The organism is Bacillus sp. SH7-1, from assembly GCF_008042405.1.
Lineage (GTDB): Bacteria > Bacillota > Bacilli > Bacillales > Bacillaceae_G > Bacillus_A > Bacillus_A thuringiensis_N.
In genome coordinates, this window is the sequence record NZ_QNUD01000024.1 from 61,582 (window position 1) to 78,410 (window position 16,829).

The following is a 16,829-nucleotide window of genomic DNA, read 5'->3' on the forward strand; positions in this document are numbered from 1 at the left end:
CAGGTGCCAAGGCACCTGTTTTTTTATTAGTTACGGATTAAGTAATCAAATGCACCTAAAGCTGCGTTTGCACCTGAACCCATAGAGATGATGATTTGTTTGTACGGATTATTTGTACAGTCACCTGCAGCAAACACTCCTGGTACGTTTGTAGCGCCGTGCTTGTCTGTTACGATTTCACCGCGAGTGCGTTCAACTGTTTCGCCTAACCAGTCTGTGTTTGGCACAAGACCGATTTGTACGAATACACCTTGTAATTCAACGTGATGAACTTCTTCAGTTTCACGATCGATGTAAGAAATACCGTTTACTTTATCAGTACCAGTGATTTCTTTCGTTTGAACGTTTTTCAGAACAGTTACGTTTGGTAAGCTGTTAAGACGCTCTTGTAATACAGCATCAGCTTTTAATTCTGGCATGAATTCAAGAACAGTTACATGCTTAACAATACCTGCTAAGTCGATAGCTGCTTCAATACCAGAGTTACCTCCGCCGATAACTGCTACGTCTTTTCCAATGAATAATGGACCGTCACAGTGTGGGCAGTATGCTACACCTTTATTTTTGAACTCAGCTTCACCTGGTACGCCAACGTTACGCCAGCGAGCACCTGTTGAAACGATTACGCTTTTACTTTTCAGAATAGCGCCGTTTTCAAGTTCCACTTCAATAAGTTCTTTTTTCTCTAAACGTTTTGCACGTTGTAGATTCATTACATCGATGTCGTATTCTTTTACGTGCTCTTCAAGGCTTGCTACTAGCTTAGGACCTTCAGTGCGTTTTACGCTGATGAAGTTCTCAATACCCATAGTATCCATTACTTGACCACCGAAGCGCTCAGCAACGATACCAGTGCGGATGCCTTTACGTGCTGCATAAATTGCTGCACTTGCACCAGCAGGGCCGCCACCAACAACAAGAACATCGTATGGATCTTTATCAGAAAGCTCTGATGCATCTGGACCGTTACCCATTTTAGCTAAAATTTCTTCAAGTGTCATACGACCGCTTCCGAAAGATTCGCCGTTTAGGAAAACTGTTGGTACTGCCATGATGTCTTTGCTTTCTACTTCCTCTTTGAATGCAGCGCCATCAATCATAGTATGTGTAATACCAGAGTTTAGAACGCTCATTACGTTAAGAGCTTGTACAACATCAGGACAGTTATGACAACTTAGGCTGATATAAGATTCAAAATGATATTCGCCTTGAATGTTTTTAATTTGATCGATTAATTTTTGTTCAACTTTTGGAGCGCGTCCACTTACTTGTAGTAAAGCTAACACTAATGAAGTAAATTCGTGTCCTAATGGAATACCAGCGAATACGACACCAGTGTCTTCACCAGGGCGATTTACGCTAAAGCTTGGTGTTCTCTCTAATTCAACTTTTTCTACTGTAATCTTAGATGACATAGTAGCTAATTCGTCTACTAGAGCTAACATATCTTTAGATACGTCGTCGTCTCCAGCGCTTACTTTAAGTAAAATATCGTTCTCCATTAACTGAAGGTATTGGGATAGTTGTGTTTTTATATCTGCATCTAGTATCATTTTGATCGAACTCCTTAGATTTTGCCTACAAGGTCAAGGCTTGGTTTAAGTGTTGCAGAACCCTCTTGCCATTTAGCTGGGCAAACTTCACCTGGGTTGTTACGTACGTATTGAGCTGCTTTAATTTTGTTAACAAGAATGCTTGCGTCACGGCCGATACCGTCAGCATTGATTTCCATAGATTGGATAACGCCGTCTGGATCGATGATGAATGTACCACGAGCAGCAAGACCTTCTTCTTCCATTAAAACATTGAAGTTTGTAGTGATTGTGCGAGTTGGGTCACCAATCATGATGTACTCGATTTTGCCGATAGTTTCTGAGCTATCATGCCATGCTTTATGAGTGAAGTGAGTGTCTGTAGATACAGAGTATACTTCAACGCCTAAATCTTTAAGAGTTGCATATTGGTTTTGTAAGTCTTCAAGTTCAGTTGGACAAACGAATGTGAAGTCAGCTGGGTAGAAACAAACTACACTCCATTTTCCTTTTAAACTTTCGTCAGTAACTTGGATAAATTCTCCATTATGGTAAGCATTAGCTTTAAACGGTTTTACTTCTGTGCCGATTAATAACATATTAAAATTCCTCCTAAATGTTGGTTTTGAGCATCAAAAAATAGTGTGCTCATAAAATATATTTTTTAATTAACTATAATAATTCTAATTCGATATTAATTATCATATAGAAGTGGTTATTTTGTCAAGAGTATAAACCAACTTTATATCAATTTAATTAATATTTATTCTCAATTAAGGCTATTAGGGAATTGAAAGGTAATTTTAAGTTTATAAATTTTCAATGAGTGTTTGAAAGAGTAGTGTGTATGTTAGAGATATGTTGTAAGTATAAATTCATAGGAAGGAAATATTTCTTAGAAGTTGTGGATTTGAAAAGGAACTGCTTACTTCTATTCTACAAAGAATTGTGCGATAAAGAAAATAAAATGAATCGGAATTTTTTTGAACAATTTTTGTCATCTCAAATATATAATTAGGAAGTATATTGTAATGATAATTAGAAACATTGACTCAAAGTGCTAACAAGATATAATAAAATCTAGATATACATTTCAAAAAGAAGAACATATATTATAGGATAAAAAATTTTACCCTATTATTTTTTTATAGCTTTTAGAAAACGCTTACAATTAGTATGGAGGGGAAACCATGTCTAAGTTCACAAAGTATTTTTTAATGGAAGCTAACGATGTGATTGTATATGTGAAAGAGAAATTATCTAAGTTTGAGGATGCAAAGGGGTTACAGTGTAAAGAAATAGGTGATGGTAATTTAAATTATGTGTTTCGCGTTTGGGATAAAAAGGAGAACATTTCTGTCATTGTAAAGCAAGCTGGGGATACAGCACGTATTTCAGATGAGTTTAAGTTGTCGACGAATCGTATTCGTATAGAATCAGATGTTTTGCAGTTAGAGGAGGAGTTAGCACCTGGGCTTGTTCCGAAGGTGTATTTGTTTGATAGTGTGATGAATTGTTGCGTAATGGAAGATTTATCGGACCATAAAATATTACGTACAGCACTTATAAATCATCAAATGTTTCCAAAGCTTGCGGATGATGTAACGACCTTTTTGGTAAACACACTCTTATTAACGTCAGATGTTGTAATGAATCATAAAGAAAAGAAGGAACTTGTGAAAAATTATATAAATCCTGAGTTATGTGAAATTACAGAAGACCTCGTCTACGCTGAGCCATTTACAAATCATAATAAGCGTAACGAGTTATTTCCGCTAAATGAAGGATGGATTAGAGAGCATATTTATAGTGATAAAGAGCTTCGTTTAGAAGTAGCAAAACTTAAGTTTTCTTTTATGACGAATGCACAGTCGCTTATTCACGGTGATTTGCATACTGGTTCTGTTTTTGTAAAAAGTGATTCTACAAAGATAATTGATCCTGAGTTTGCCTTTTATGGACCTATGGGATATGACGTCGGGAATGTAATGGCGAATTTAATGTTTGCTTGGGTAAATGCAGATGCAACGATGTCAGGTGGAGCTGAGAAGGATACGTATATGGATTGGTTACAATCTACAATGGTAGAGGTAATTGATTTATTTAAGAAGAAGTTTTTAGATGCTTGGAATATTCATGTGACAGAGATTATGGCGAAGGAAGAAGGCTTTAACGAAATTTATTTACAATCTGTATTAGAGGATACAGCTGCAGTGACAGGCCTTGAGTTAATTCGTCGTATTGTTGGGCTAGCGAAAGTAAAAGATATTACTTGTATTGAGAATGAGGAAGCACGTGCTAGAGCGGAACGCATTTGTCTTCAAGTTGCAAAGAAATTTATTTTACGAGCGAATCAATATAAAACGGGTACAAGCTTTGTAGAAACGTTAAAAGAACAGTCAATGTACTATGCGAAGTAAGGGGAGAAGATGATGGAAGAGCAATTAATACCAATCCAGTGGAAAGATGATGCTTTAGTTTTATTAGATCAAACATTATTACCGAATGAAGTTGTCTATGAATCTTTTAAAACAGCTGAAAGTGTGTGGGATGCCATTCAAGTAATGAAAGTAAGAGGAGCGCCAGCGATTGGTGTTTCAGCAGCTTACGGTGTGTATTTAGGCGTAAAGGTAGTTGCTGAAGGTACGCTAGAGAGATTTATTGATGAAGTAAAAAAGGTATGTGCATATTTAGCAACATCGAGACCGACGGCGGTAAATTTATTTTGGGCACTTGAAAGAATGGAGAATGTGGCGAAAGAAAATACCGACTTATCAATCTCTCAGTTGAAAGATAGATTATTAGAAGAGGCAAAAGCAATTCACAGAGAAGATGAAGAGATTAACCGTCAAATTGGAGAACATGCATTAACATTATTCTATAATGGAATGGGAGTATTAACACATTGCAATGCGGGTGCGTTAGCGACGACTAAGTATGGTACTGCGACAGCTCCAATGTACTTAGCGAAAGAAAAAGGATGGGACTTAAAAATCTATTCAGATGAAACACGTCCTAGATTACAAGGTTCAACGTTAACAGCATTAGAACTACAGCGAGCGGGAATTGATGTCACTGTCATTACGGATAATATGGCGGCTATGGTCATGTCACAAGGGAAGATTGATGCGGTAATCGTTGGATGTGACCGTGTAGCAGCAAACGGTGATGTAGCAAATAAAATTGGAACATTAGGCGTATCTATTTTAGCGAAATACTACAATATTCCATTTTATGTAGCGGCACCAACGCCGACAATCGACTTAAAAACACCGACAGGAAAAGAAATTCCAATCGAGGAAAGAGATGCTTCTGAAGTGATTAATCGCTTCGGGCAATATTCTGCTCCGAAAGAAAGTAAAGTATATAATCCAGCATTTGATGTCACGCCACATGAAAATGTAACAGCGATTATTACGGAAAAAGGGATTGTAAAGGCACCATTTACGGAAAACTTAAAAAAGCTATTTCAATAAGTAGATAGATACAAAGTCAGTCATCATAAGCTTCATACTTAGGGGGATGTATATGTTATTACAAAAAGAAAGAGAAGAAATTGTAGCATACGGAAAGAAAATGATTTCTAGCGGTTTAACAAAGGGGACAGGCGGTAATATTAGTATTTTCAATCGTGAGCAAGGTCTTGTTGCGATTAGCCCAAGTGGTTTAGAGTATTATGAAACAAAGCCTGAAGATATAGTTGTATTAAACTTAGATGGTGAAGTGGTAGAGGGAGAGAGAAAACCATCAAGTGAACTAGATATGCATCTTATTTATTATCGAAATCGTGAAGACATAAATGCGCTTGTGCATACACACTCTCCTTACGCGAAGACGATCGCATCATTGGGATGGGAGCTTCCTGCTGTGTCATATTTAATTGCTTTTGCAGGTCCAAATGTTCGCTGTGCGCCGTATGAAACATTTGGTACGAAGCAATTAGCGGAGGCTGCTTTTGAAGGTATGATTGATCGACGTGCCGTGTTACTTGCCAATCACGGTTTAATCGCAGGTGCAAATCATATAAAAATGGCATTTACTGTTGCAGAAGAAATTGAGTTTTGCGCCCAAATTTATTATCAAACGAAAAGTGTCGGAGAGCCGAAGCTATTGCCAGAAGATGAGATGGAGAATTTGGCGAAGAAGTTTGAAGGATATGGGCAGCAGTAGAATGAGATAAAGTGAAACTTTAATCAGTGGGGGTTCTTCATCCCCCACTGATTATTAGTTGAACCAATCGGACTTTTATGGGCAGTTGATCCCCCACCTAAATTCTTTGCTTTCGCTGAATTTTGAGGTGGGGGTCTTACTGCCCATTAAAGCGGGATAAAAACACCCTCAAGATTTCACTCTTGAGGGTGTTTCTTATGCCTTCTTAAGCAACAGATACATAAAGTAAGGAGCACCAATTAAAGCAACAACAATACCTGCCGGGATACCGTTAGGTTCAACGATGTTTCGTCCGATTGTGTCTGCTAATAGTAATAGCCACCCGCCGATTAAAAGGGCGATAGGCATGAAGATTTGATGCCTTGGACCTACTAAAGATTTTGCAATGTGGGGAGCCATCAGCCCGATAAAGCTAATTCCTCCTGTTACGGAAACAGCTGCAGCTGCAAGCGCAACGGCTGCAACTAATAAGTATCTGCGTTCTTTTTCAATTTCAATTCCAACACCGATTGCGACTGGCTCGTTTAATGCTAGAATGTTTAATCGATTTGCTTTATAGAAAACAAACGGAATGAATACGATTAACCATGGGAGCATTGCTAAAACGAAGATCCAGTCATCTCCCCAAATATTTCCGGCAATCCATTTTGAAATAAAGTCTACTTTCATACGATCTGCAGATGAAATAAGGACAATCATCATTCCAGAAAGTGCAAATGCAAAACCGATACCGGTTAATGTTAATCGCACCGGCTGAAGTCCAGTTGATTTACTATATGAAAATACGTAAATTAGAACAGCTGTCAGAAACGCTCCGATAAATCCAACGACAGGTAGTAAGTAAAGAAATGAACCTACATCTATTGGAAAGTATAAGAAGAAAATAGCAACAGCAACACCGGCCCCAGAGTTGATACCGAGAATACCTGGTTCAGCTAAATCATTTCGGGTAATTCCTTGCAGAATAGCTCCTGATAAAGCGAGAGCCATACCAGCTAATAATGTAATGATAATTCTAGGTAGTCTTAAAGAGTATAAAACAAACTCCTCTTTAAAAGTTCCTTGCCCCATTAGTGTTGGGAGTAGTCGATCATAAGATAAAGATGCTGAACCGAGCCCCATTCCAATTACAATGGTTGTAATGGTTAGTATAAGTAAAGCGAGTATGATAAGACGTTGTTTTCTTAGAATAGATGGTATCATGAGAACGTTTTTCCTCCTTTACGTACAATGAATAGGAAGAATGGTAATCCTACAATTGCGACAATAGCGGCAACTGGTGTTTCGTACGGAGCGTTAATGGTACGTCCGATTGTATCTGCCAGTAGCATAAAGGAAGCGCCGGCAATTGCTGACATTGGGATAACAAATCGGTAATCTGGACCGACAATTGGACGTACCATGTGAGGTACCATTAAACCGATAAATGCCATATTTCCGACAAGTGCTACAGATGCACCTGCAAGTAAGATAATAATGATAAATAAAATAGTTTTAATAACAATAATTTTTTGACCTAGTCCAATAGCCACTTCTTCACTGAAACTAAGAACTGTCAATTTTTTTGCTAGTAAGATAGCGATAAAGATACTAATTGAAATGACTGGAATAATAACTTTCAATTGGCTCCAAGTAGTTCCAATTACGCCTCCAGCAGTCCAAAGTGATACATCTTGTGAAATTTTGAAGTAAATGCCGACTCCTTCTGAAATTGCGAGTAGAAATGCTGAAACGGCAGCACCAGCTAATACAATTCGAAGAGGGGAGAGCCCGCCTTTTTTCACCATACCAATTCCAAATACCATAATTGCGCCAACGGCAGCACCGATAAAGCAAGCTAATGTTAAGTAAAGATAGCTGATGGAAGGGTTGAAAGCGAGTGTTAGTGCAAGCGCAGCATTTGCTCCACCAGATAGCCCTAATAATCCAGGATCTGCAAGTGGATTTCGTGTTAATCCTTGCATAATTGCTCCAGAAACAGCAAGTCCAGCTCCTACAAAAACAGCAGCAACTTCACGTGGCAAACGTATTTCGCGAATAATAGATATTTTGTCCCCTTTAGCGGAGGAAGTGAGTGCTAACCATACGTCTTTTATTGAAGTATCTGCAGCACCTAATACCATAGCCACCATAAAAATAAGAAAGAATGCAATTATGCTTAAAATTAATTTGTATGTAAAAGCTATAGAACGTGTATTGTCATGTTCTTTTGTCATTCGTTTCACATCTTTTCTTTTCATAGAATAAAGGAAGAGGAATTCTTAAATTAAGAATTCCTCATGTTTGTATTATTTACCAAGAAAGCTCTTCTTGAAGAAGTCTAGTTGGAAATCTAATGTAAGTGGATCATTGAAATAGAATTCCATCATGTTTGCTTCATATACGCGATTATTTTTTACTGCTGGGATGTTTTTATATGATTCTGTCTCTTGGAATGAGTTATCAGTATCTTTGTTTTTACTTATGATTAAGTAATCACCAGCAAACTCAGGTAATACCTCAGTAGACAATGCGTAGTAACCTTCTTTTAATGCTTTTTCTTTTACTTTTTCAGGCATTTTTAATTTCATTTCTTGGTACAGAATTTCTGTTCCGCGGCCCCAGTTCTCGCCGTATACATAAAGCTGTTTGTTGAAGTTTTCTACAACAGAAACTGTAGCATCTTCACCGATTTTTGCTTTAATTTCTTTACCAGCGTCTTGTGCACGTTTCTTGAAGTCATCAACCCAAGTTTTTGCTTCTTTTTCTTTGTTTAATAACTTACCGATTTCTAAATGTTGTGTTAAGTAATCAACTTTTCCGTAAGTGTATGTTACAGTAGGAGCGATTTTCTTTAACTTATCGACATTTTTAATATTTGATAAGCCAATGATTAAATCTGGATTTAGTTCAGCGATTTTTTCAACATTTTCATCTGATACTTCAGCAACATCTTTAAGTTTGCTATCAAAACGTGGGTTTTGTTTAGACCATGAATCTACCCCAACAAGATTTACACCTAATGACATTACATTACCAGCGAATGATGATAAAACAACAACGCGTTTTGGATTTGCAGGAACTTCTACTTTACCATTTTCAGATTGGTATGTAATTGTTTCTGATTTACTAACTTTTGCATCATTCTTTTTGTCTGTAGAGCCATTGCTACAAGCGCTCATAACAAGAACGAAAAGAACTGTTAGCGAAATAAATAACTTTTTCATCGTCTTTCTCCTTTAACATAGATGATATGTGTATACAATAATTTGTTTAACTGCAATCTTTTTGAATGAGTAGTGGTAATGCAAAATGTTTATTAAAAATCTTGAATATGAGATTTCACAATATAGTATTAGCCATATTAATGAAAGAAGATGTAATCTCAAATTTGCTAATTATTAACAAAATGATAATGATTATCACTATTGATTCTTTAAATAATATAATTTTATATAGGTGTATTGTCAATAGTAATTTTGATTGTAAATTTTGCAGAAACAAGTTATATTTTATTGAGAATGATAATCAATGATTAGTAGCTGAGGAGTGAGCACGAATGAATCGAGAAGAATTGTTTGATGTAACTGTGATAGGCGGAGGACCTGCAGGGCTTTATTCAGCTTTTTATAGTGGACTCAGAGAGATGAAAACGAAAATAATAGAATTTCAACCACAGCTAGGTGGAAAAATACATGTTTATCCAGAGAAGATGATTTGGGATATTGGGGGATTATTACCGGTTACGGGTGAAAAATTAATTGAGCAACTTGTACAACAAGGGTTAACATTTCAGCCGGAAGTTGTATTAAATACAAAAGTAGAGTCAATTATTCGTAATGAAGATGGCACTTTTACGTTAAAAGCAAATGATGGAAAAGAACACTTTTCAAAAACAGTTATTGTGGCAACTGGAAGTGGCATATTGAAACCACAAAAGTTATCAATTGAAGGTGCTGAGCGATTTGAAGTATCGAATTTAAATTATACAGTGAAATCTTTAAAGCGTTTCAAAGATAAAACGATCATTATTTCCGGCGGAGGAAATTCTGCCGTTGATTGGGCAAATGAATTAGAACCAATAGCGAAAAAAGTGTACGTAGCGTATAGAAAAGAAGAATTATCTGGTCATGAAGCACAAGTGAAGCAACTGCTGAACAGCTCAGCTGAGTGTTTCTTTAATACATCGATTACAAAATTAATTGCTGGTGATAGTCATGAAGCGATTGAATATATAGAATTAACGAATCATGAGACAGGTGAAGTTTCTCATTTACCTATCGATGAAGTTATTATTAATCATGGATATGAACGTGACATTACATTATTAGAAAATAGTGAGTTAGACGTTGCGATTATAGATAATTTTTATATTGCAGGGAATGCAAATAGTGAGTCTTCAGTAGACGGATTATATGCTGCTGGGGATATTTTAAAGCATGAAGGAAAATTACACTTAATTGCGGGAGCATTCCAAGATGCTGGAAATGCTGTGAATAAAGCGAAACAATTTATTCAGCCAGATGCAAGTGAGTATGGAATGGTTTCTTCGCATAATGAAGTATTTAAGAAGAGAAATCGAGAATTGATTAAGCAGATGATGAAATAGTAAAGGAACAAGTATACCCCCATTTACTTCTCTATTCGAATGACGAGAGAGGTAAATGGGGGTTTTCCTGTTTACTATATTTTCAATCATTATAATGACACCGGTTTCATCAGTTCATGTGACATGAACATTTTATTTGTGAATCTTCCTAGAAAATAATGAATCTATGTTTTGCTGACGCAGAACAGTATTAAATTATGCTGTTCCTTTAGCTCGTTCGTTAGGAAATGGCATATTTAATATAGAAGCAATGTACTGTTTTCCATGCATTCGAGCTAATGATTCTAATATTTGGCGAACACGTTTTGTAAGATGACCTTGTTTTTTTATTTCCTCACAATATGCGTCATAGAAAACGTATTTAGCCCAAAGGAAATCATCTTGTTGGAATAAGAAATGATTTTTGTACCATTCCCCAATTGTATGGTAACAATTGTTTTCCTGTATTGCTGCGCTTTGAGAAAGAATACGATCAGATAAAGATGCAGTTAAATGAGAAATTGTGTTTTCTGTTTCAATTTGTAATGTTTTTTCTAACATTGTAATGATGTGACGAGTAGCCATATGTTAACTCTCCTTTGTGTAAATGGGTAATACCATTCTATATTTAAAAAATTCTTACTATATACTATTATACAATATATGGAATGCATCTACCTGCTTTTTAGGTTGCATTTACAAAATCTTTTTTATTTGTTTACAAAAATAAAGTAAGATACAGTATATAGGAAAAAATAATAAAGGAATGAACGAGTTGTATATAACAGTAGAAGAAGCTGCGGAGTATTTGAATTTACCAAAGTCGTATATTGAAGAGTTAATTCAGCAAAAGAAAATTCGTGCACTATTTGATGGAGAGCAATATTTATTAAATAAAGAACAATTCAATACACATTTAGAACAAATGGAGAAATATAAGCAATTAGTGGAAGAAATATTGAACGAACCAATTCCAGAAGATATGGATGTTAAAGACGAAGATTAAACTATGGGAAATCCCTTATGAAGATATGCAGAAATGTATCTTCATAAGGGATTTTTTTGTTTAAAGATATCAAAAGCATAAGGAGGTCTTAGCCTTTCTTCAAATTTTGATAGGTAGTAGTCTACCATGTTAAAAGCATATTTTTTTCTAGCTAGGACAAACATAGAGAACGTAACCTGTACAGATACATATACTATCAGTGCAAAAGCTTATAAATTAATGGAAGGGGTTTTCTCGTGAGTTTATTTCATTGGGATTTTTTGAAAGACTTAATTGGATCTTTTGTAAGAGTAAACAGGGGTGGTCCAGAATCTCAAAAAGGAACAATAATATCAGTATGTCCGGACTACTTCGTATTGCAGAATGAAAAAGGTGAGCTTTATTACTATCAACTTAATCATCTGAAAAGTATTACAAAAAATGCGAAAGAATGTGGATCAAGTGATTGCGAGTGGGAAGATTGCGCCTGTGCAGAAGACTTTGAAGCACTGCTTGAAAGTTTCAAATATTGCTGGGTGAAAATTAATCGCGGTGGTCCAGAGAAAGTGGAAGGCATTTTACAAGATGTTTCTTGTGACTTCGTAACATTAATCGTAAAAGAAGAAATTATATTAATTGCAATAAAGCATATTAAAAGTGTTAACTATAATGCTTTAGCATGTGGAGAGAGCGATGAGAGCGACGATAGTAAGGAAAGTAGCAATAATTCAGGTCGTGCTCGTGCACAAAGACAATCAAGTAGAGGAAGATAATAAGAAAGGGGGATACGAAATTGGAGAATATATTATGCTGTGACCAAATTAAATGTTTAGTTGGTGAGACTGTAAAAGTAAACCTTCACGGACCAGAAAGTCGAGTTGGTGAGCTCGTAACGTTAGGAAAAGATTATCTAACGTTACAATTACCTCATGGTGAATTAGTATATTATCACTTGAAACATGTGAAGAGTCTAGTTAAGAAAGTAAAAGAAAGTAAATGTGGCGATTGCTATAGTTCATGTTTCTGCTCTGATGAGGATACTTTTTTAGATATATTAAAAGATTTGAAGTATAAGTGGGTAAAAATTAATCGTGGCGGTCCAGAATGTGTGGAAGGTTTGTTAAGTGAGGTACACCATGGCTGCATTACACTAGTAAATGGCGATGAAGTTATTTATGTAGTTAAGTCTCATATTAAGAGTGTGAGCCAAGTAGTTAAATGTAAAAAGAATGAAGATAAATAATGTTTAATAAATAAGAGGGGCATTATGAGGGTAAGAGAAGAACAATTTCTTATTTCGATAGTATGAAAAGGAATTACTTACTATTAAAACAGAACTTTGCCCTGATTATTTTTTTTAGAAATGAAAGACAGGAAAGAAGAAATTCATAGGAAGGAGGATATAGATGAATGAGTTAAACAAAAGTATTGGAGAAAATATATATGTTAAATTGATCGGTGAAAAAAGATTTAAAGGTGTCTTAATAGATGTAGGAAATGATATCGTTGTTCTTTATAATGGACAAGACTACGTGTATATATCTTTATACCATGTACAATATTATAAATTTTTAAGATCACATGATGAAGAAATATCAAAACCAGATGTTGATTCTGTAATTAAGAGGGAATCCCCTTCAATTTCTTTGAGGAAAGTATTAAGTACCTCTAAAGGGATTTTTACAGAAATTTATGTAGCTGGAAATGCTCCAATACATGGGTATGTCACCAGTATAATGAACGATTATATTGTTTTTTATAGTCCAGTTTATAAAACTATATATATATCTTTAAAACACTTGAAATGGTTAATTCCGTATAAAGAAAATCAAGTGCCTTATGCCCTCAATAAAAACGAACTCCCCGTAAATCCATTAAATATTACGTTAGCTAGAACATTTGAAGAACAGCTTATTAAAATGACTGGCAAAATCATGGTGTTCGATTTAGGTGAGGAATCTAATAAGATTGGAAAGATGGCGAAGATTGATGAAGGGCATATTGAAATATTAAAAGCACGTGATGCGAAAATGTATGTAAATATTCAACATGTAAAATCTGTCCATTGTCCGTAAACTAGTTGAAAGGGCTGGCCTTTTCTTTTATATGCAGAAGAAAAGGTCGAGCCTATTTGTTTAGATTGATTTGAATATGAGGGGAAAAATGAATTGAATATAAATGTGTTAGTGTGACCGTTGAAGAGGAAATCTTGTGCTAAATGATAAAAAATATGTACGAGCTATCTTTTGATGTATTCAATTTGTTTTTTGAGGGAGAACTGCTTAACTAATTTACTAAAGGGGTTTTGTTTGTGGAGCAGTTTCCGAATTCGTTATCAATTACATTGCTTGGTAGTGCTGGTGGAGCAGCAAAAGCAGTTTTAGCAATTTTAAATCAAGCGATAGCAAATGAAAAAGATCCAATTTATAAAGTATTAAAGAATGCCAAAATTCATTTGGTTGATATAAAACAAAAAGATAGGACGTATTATGACGAGTTGTTTCCAAATTTGAAAGATCAATTGTTTTTATCCGAAATAGACCTACAAGATGTAGTGACATTTAAAAAGCATTTAAAAGAAAGTAGTACGAGTGTTGTTATTGATGTTTCGGGGGCAGATACAATCAGAGTATTAAGCTGTTGTAATGAACTTGGAATTTGTTATATTAATTCAGCTTTGGAAAATGAGGCAGTAGATCAGGACGATAGTTTAATCGGCTTTCAGCTTACGGAAAGATATACGAGGTTTGAGAAGGAGAAAGAGAAGTTTACAAATACAAAAGCAATTATAGGCTCAGGTATGAATCCAGGTGTTGTTCAATGGATGGTTGTTGAACTTATGAAGGAACGCCCGAATGAAAAGCCAAAAGCATGCTATATAGTAGAACATGATACGTCATTTTTAAATGATACAGCACTTATAAAGCCTCATACACTTTATGCTTCATGGGCAGTCGAGCGATTTCTAGATGAAGCAATATGGAGTTATCCGATGTATATGAGTCACCATCGTCCTCTTTATTTTTATGAAGATGTATATGCTTCAGAGTATAGAGTAAAGTTGGGAGAGAAAGAGTTTTATGGTTGTTTAATGCCACATGAGGAAGTTTTAATTTTAGGGAAAAACTTCAACATGGAAGTTGGGTTTCTTTACCGAATTAACGAGTATACAACAAATGTGATTAGACAGAATTTAGATAAGGTAAAAGACTTATGGAACTGGAATCGTAAAGTATTTAACCCAGCGGAAGAAGAGATTGCTGGCGAGGATCTAGTTGGTGTATTACTCGTTTATGAAAATAGTGAGACATATATGTATAACGTAATGAATAGTAGCCAAGTTTTTCGTAAATATAAAACGAATGCAACTTACTTCCAAGTAGGGTGCGGAATTTATGCTGGCTTGTGTAGTTTACTTTTTGATAACTTTAAACAAGGTGCCTATTATGTAGAGGAATTATTATTAAATACAGAAAGTAAGTATGGAGAATATTTAAATTTATATATGAAGGATTTTGTAGTGGGGAGTAATGATTTTACGGATGGGCTGCTACATGATAGGGTAAGATGGATATAAGTTGTTCCTAAAAGGAAGGAGATTTCTCCTTCCTTTTAGCGTTAGAAGGTTACATATTGTACTGAAAGCAATTTCATACTTATAATTTAAGGAGACAATAGTGGAAGTTTTTTTTGTATAGATCATGAGGAGTATGTATATGAACAAATTTAAAAGCTTGATTTATGAGGAAAGAAAAGCTTTAAAAGTATTTATATTATTATTCTATATTATTTTTTTCTTATATGACGTTATTTACTATTTTGTGTATCCTGCTATGAATATTAATGGAACGGCGGTAGGTTGGCCAGAAGGTAGCCTTGGGATAGGTGTGTATATATTTGTAATAGCATTATTTCCTATTTCGATATATCTTCAAAAAAGAGGGTATGTATATTCTGTAAAATATTTATTTTTATTTGGGTACATGTTTATCAATCTTGTTAATAATTTAATGATTTATTTGCGAACGGATAGAGCTTTTGAACATGGTAGTATGGTAGAAATGTTATTAATTTTATTTGCTCCAGTTTTCGTGAATAGAAAATATTTTTATTTAGTTTCCTTTAGTGTAATTGGAAAGTACGTGCTTTTCACATTGCTATTACAAGATTTAAAAGTGGTAATTCCACTTGTTTTATGTGTATTCTATTTCATTATTTCACATTCTTTGTTAAAACGATTTCAGTCGTATGTAAGAACAGTTGTTGAAATGATGAACAATATGAAAGAGACGGAGAATTTAGCTGTGATTGGGACTATGTCTACAACAATCGCACATGAAATTCGAAATCCATTAACAGCTTTAAAAGGATTTGCCCAAATGCAAAAAGAAAGAAACCCTGCAGATACGATGAGTTATGACATTATGTTACAGGAAATTGAAAGAATTAACGGGTTTGTTAGTGAATTGATGTTATTAGGAAAACCGAAATCAACGAATTATGAATGGCGTAATATACGGGAAATCCTTTTATATGTTGTACAGCTAATGGAAGGTTATGCAGCGCAATATAGAGTGAGATTTCATTTGCAAGTAGATGGGAATCTACCTGTTATAAATGGTGATGATAAACAATTAAAACAAGTGTTATTAAATATTATTAAAAATGGAATAGAATCAATGCCAGAAGGTGGAGATATTCATATCCGTGCATATCAAAAAACTGAAAGGTATTTGTGTATTTCTGTTGAAGATCAGGGTTTTGGTATAGAGAAGGAGAAGTTAGAGAAGATTGGAAAGGCTTTTTACACAACAAAGGAGAATGGTACGGGACTTGGATTAATGATTACATATAAAATTATTCAGGAACATCAAGGAAGTATAGCGATCCAAAGTAGCGTGGGAATAGGAACGAAAGTGGAGATTTCTTTACCGATAGTATAATGTGCTAGAAGAAAATATTTTTCAGAAAAGTGTTCTTGTTGTGTAAATATAAACATTTTATAAAATGTTTCAAGAAGGGTTTTTTTTATAAAATACTTCGTTTATAATGGAGGAAAATATCGACATGAGATTTATTATTCATGTAACGGTTCGGTAGTGTTAGAAAAAGAAGGGGTGCACGCGCATCCTTTTTTCTATGCAGATATGATGAAAGAGGTGGTATGATGGAATTAACATTAAATTCGACTGTATGTTTGCACACGATTCAATTTCGAAAAGAGCAAAAGAATTATATTGTAAAAGATACAATTACAGGAGAAAAATATGAAATGCCGCCACTTTGGATTGATGCATTGGCAATGATGCGTGACGGTTTTTTATTGGGGGAAATTGAGGAGAAATTAAAAGAAGAGTATCCAGCCGAAGAAATAAATATGTTAGCATTTACGAGGCAACTGTTAGAGCTAGAGCTTGTCGAGATGGTAGATGGAGAAGAAATAGCTTGTACAAAGAAGAAAGAGAAAGATTATTTAGCTTGGGTACGTCCTCGTGTCGAGCAATTCTTTCTTAGTTTAAATAAAAAATATAGAAGCAAAGGTCAATAATGATCTTTGCTTTTTTGTATAATTTGT

Annotated in this window: 17 protein-coding genes; 11 read left to right on the forward strand and 6 right to left on the reverse strand. The window is 35.0% G+C overall.

Translation table 11 applies throughout. The features are described from left to right. Positions 1-26 precede the first annotated feature (26 nt). Both ahpF and ahpC read right to left on the reverse strand, forming a co-directional pair. On the reverse strand, positions 27-1,553 hold the full coding sequence (gene ahpF / locus DN390_RS19595; RefSeq protein WP_147808159.1) for an alkyl hydroperoxide reductase subunit F: 1,527 nt from the start codon (positions 1,551-1,553) through the stop codon (positions 27-29). A 14-nt stretch (positions 1,554-1,567) separates the two neighbouring features. Further along, entirely contained in the window at positions 1,568-2,131 is a 564-nt protein-coding gene (gene ahpC / locus DN390_RS19600) for an alkyl hydroperoxide reductase subunit C (protein ID WP_000924420.1), read from the reverse strand. Positions 2,132-2,722: 591 nt separating this feature from the next. Between ahpC and mtnK the strand changes: the two genes are divergently transcribed. From mtnK to DN390_RS19615, 3 genes are read left to right on the forward strand one after another with little or no spacing between them, the layout of a single operon-like run. After that, positions 2,723-3,952, forward strand: coding sequence for an S-methyl-5-thioribose kinase (mtnK, locus tag DN390_RS19605; RefSeq protein ID WP_147808160.1), 1,230 nt, complete (start codon positions 2,723-2,725; stop codon positions 3,950-3,952). Positions 3,953-3,964: 12 nt separating this feature from the next. Then, a complete protein-coding gene (gene mtnA, locus DN390_RS19610) occupies positions 3,965-5,008 on the forward strand; it encodes an S-methyl-5-thioribose-1-phosphate isomerase (protein ID WP_147808161.1) in 1,044 nt (347 codons plus the stop codon). 52 nt (positions 5,009-5,060) lie between these two features. Beyond that, on the forward strand, positions 5,061-5,702 hold the full coding sequence (locus DN390_RS19615; RefSeq protein WP_147808162.1) for an L-fuculose-phosphate aldolase: 642 nt from the start codon (positions 5,061-5,063) through the stop codon (positions 5,700-5,702). A gap of 195 nt (positions 5,703-5,897) precedes the next feature. Here the strand turns inward: DN390_RS19615 and DN390_RS19620 are convergent, their stop codons facing one another. Genes DN390_RS19620 through DN390_RS19630 form a run of 3 tightly spaced genes read right to left on the reverse strand, consistent with a single transcriptional unit; the run spans position 5,898 to position 8,908 of the window. After that, positions 5,898-6,905, reverse strand: coding sequence for a FecCD family ABC transporter permease (locus DN390_RS19620; protein WP_071726274.1), 1,008 nt, complete (start codon positions 6,903-6,905; stop codon positions 5,898-5,900). After that, on the reverse strand, positions 6,902-7,942 hold the full coding sequence (locus DN390_RS19625; protein ID WP_147808163.1) for a FecCD family ABC transporter permease: 1,041 nt from the start codon (positions 7,940-7,942) through the stop codon (positions 6,902-6,904). Before DN390_RS19625 ends, DN390_RS19620 begins: the two co-directional genes overlap by 4 nt. A gap of 48 nt (positions 7,943-7,990) precedes the next feature. Further along, positions 7,991-8,908 carry an iron-hydroxamate ABC transporter substrate-binding protein gene (locus tag DN390_RS19630; RefSeq protein ID WP_147808164.1) on the reverse strand — a complete coding sequence of 306 codons (918 nt, stop codon included), beginning with the start codon at positions 8,906-8,908 and terminating at the stop codon, positions 7,991-7,993. 332 nt (positions 8,909-9,240) lie between these two features. Here DN390_RS19630 and DN390_RS19640 point away from each other — a divergent pair, with 332 nt between their 5' ends. Further along, positions 9,241-10,290 carry an NAD(P)/FAD-dependent oxidoreductase gene (locus DN390_RS19640; RefSeq protein WP_147808165.1) on the forward strand — a complete coding sequence of 350 codons (1,050 nt, stop codon included), beginning with the start codon at positions 9,241-9,243 and terminating at the stop codon, positions 10,288-10,290. 195 nt (positions 10,291-10,485) lie between these two features. On the opposite strand, the gene DN390_RS19650 is transcribed toward DN390_RS19640, so the two are convergent. After that, a complete protein-coding gene (locus DN390_RS19650; RefSeq protein ID WP_000235471.1) occupies positions 10,486-10,854 on the reverse strand; it encodes a hypothetical protein in 369 nt (122 codons plus the stop codon). A 181-nt stretch (positions 10,855-11,035) separates the two neighbouring features. Between DN390_RS19650 and DN390_RS19655 the strand changes: the two genes are divergently transcribed. From DN390_RS19655 to DN390_RS19685, 7 genes are all read left to right on the forward strand, one after another. After that, entirely contained in the window at positions 11,036-11,275 is a 240-nt protein-coding gene (locus tag DN390_RS19655) for a helix-turn-helix domain-containing protein (protein WP_001004507.1), read from the forward strand. Positions 11,276-11,511: 236 nt separating this feature from the next. Beyond that, the gene (locus DN390_RS19660; RefSeq protein ID WP_029437284.1) at positions 11,512-12,027 is read left to right on the forward strand and encodes a hypothetical protein; all 516 of its coding nucleotides are present in this window, start codon (positions 11,512-11,514) and stop codon (positions 12,025-12,027) included. Between the two features lie 20 nt (positions 12,028-12,047). After that, positions 12,048-12,497: a PI-PLC domain-containing protein gene (locus DN390_RS19665; protein ID WP_147808166.1), complete on the forward strand. Its 450-nt coding sequence runs from the start codon at positions 12,048-12,050 to the stop codon at positions 12,495-12,497. A gap of 163 nt (positions 12,498-12,660) precedes the next feature. Beyond that, complete coding sequence (locus tag DN390_RS19670; RefSeq protein WP_097949772.1) at positions 12,661-13,329, forward strand: LSm family protein; 669 nt, start codon at positions 12,661-12,663, stop codon at positions 13,327-13,329. Between the two features lie 236 nt (positions 13,330-13,565). Further along, complete coding sequence (locus tag DN390_RS19675) at positions 13,566-14,831, forward strand: S-adenosylmethionine decarboxylase related protein (protein WP_147808167.1); 1,266 nt, start codon at positions 13,566-13,568, stop codon at positions 14,829-14,831. A gap of 139 nt (positions 14,832-14,970) precedes the next feature. Beyond that, on the forward strand, positions 14,971-16,197 hold the full coding sequence (locus DN390_RS19680; protein WP_060629360.1) for an ATP-binding protein: 1,227 nt from the start codon (positions 14,971-14,973) through the stop codon (positions 16,195-16,197). A 224-nt stretch (positions 16,198-16,421) separates the two neighbouring features. Continuing rightward, positions 16,422-16,802, forward strand: a complete 381-nt coding sequence (locus DN390_RS19685; RefSeq protein ID WP_000424105.1) for a hypothetical protein — start codon at positions 16,422-16,424, stop codon at positions 16,800-16,802. The last annotated feature ends 27 nt before the right edge of the window (positions 16,803-16,829 follow it).

Excerpts from the sequence above, each read along its gene's own strand:
- mtnA (WP_147808161.1), top strand. The coding sequence starts at position 3,965 with ATGGAAGAGCAATTAATACCAATCCAGTGGAAAGATGATGCTTTAGTT.
- DN390_RS19630 (WP_147808164.1), bottom strand. The coding sequence starts at position 8,908 with ATGAAAAAGTTATTTATTTCGCTAACAGTTCTTTTCGTTCTTGTTATG.
- DN390_RS19640 (WP_147808165.1), top strand. The coding sequence starts at position 9,241 with ATGAATCGAGAAGAATTGTTTGATGTAACTGTGATAGGCGGAGGACCT.
- DN390_RS19625 (WP_147808163.1), bottom strand. The coding sequence starts at position 7,942 with ATGAAAAGAAAAGATGTGAAACGAATGACAAAAGAACATGACAATACA.
- ahpC (WP_000924420.1), bottom strand. The coding sequence starts at position 2,131 with ATGTTATTAATCGGCACAGAAGTAAAACCGTTTAAAGCTAATGCTTAC.
- DN390_RS19650 (WP_000235471.1), bottom strand. The coding sequence starts at position 10,854 with ATGGCTACTCGTCACATCATTACAATGTTAGAAAAAACATTACAAATT.
- DN390_RS19670 (WP_097949772.1), top strand. The coding sequence starts at position 12,661 with ATGAATGAGTTAAACAAAAGTATTGGAGAAAATATATATGTTAAATTG.
- DN390_RS19685 (WP_000424105.1), top strand. The coding sequence starts at position 16,422 with ATGGAATTAACATTAAATTCGACTGTATGTTTGCACACGATTCAATTT.
- DN390_RS19620 (WP_071726274.1), bottom strand. The coding sequence starts at position 6,905 with ATGATACCATCTATTCTAAGAAAACAACGTCTTATCATACTCGCTTTA.
- DN390_RS19655 (WP_001004507.1), top strand. The coding sequence starts at position 11,036 with ATGAACGAGTTGTATATAACAGTAGAAGAAGCTGCGGAGTATTTGAAT.
- DN390_RS19615 (WP_147808162.1), top strand. The coding sequence starts at position 5,061 with ATGTTATTACAAAAAGAAAGAGAAGAAATTGTAGCATACGGAAAGAAA.
- DN390_RS19680 (WP_060629360.1), top strand. The coding sequence starts at position 14,971 with ATGAACAAATTTAAAAGCTTGATTTATGAGGAAAGAAAAGCTTTAAAA.
- mtnK (WP_147808160.1), top strand. The coding sequence starts at position 2,723 with ATGTCTAAGTTCACAAAGTATTTTTTAATGGAAGCTAACGATGTGATT.
- ahpF (WP_147808159.1), bottom strand. The coding sequence starts at position 1,553 with ATGATACTAGATGCAGATATAAAAACACAACTATCCCAATACCTTCAG.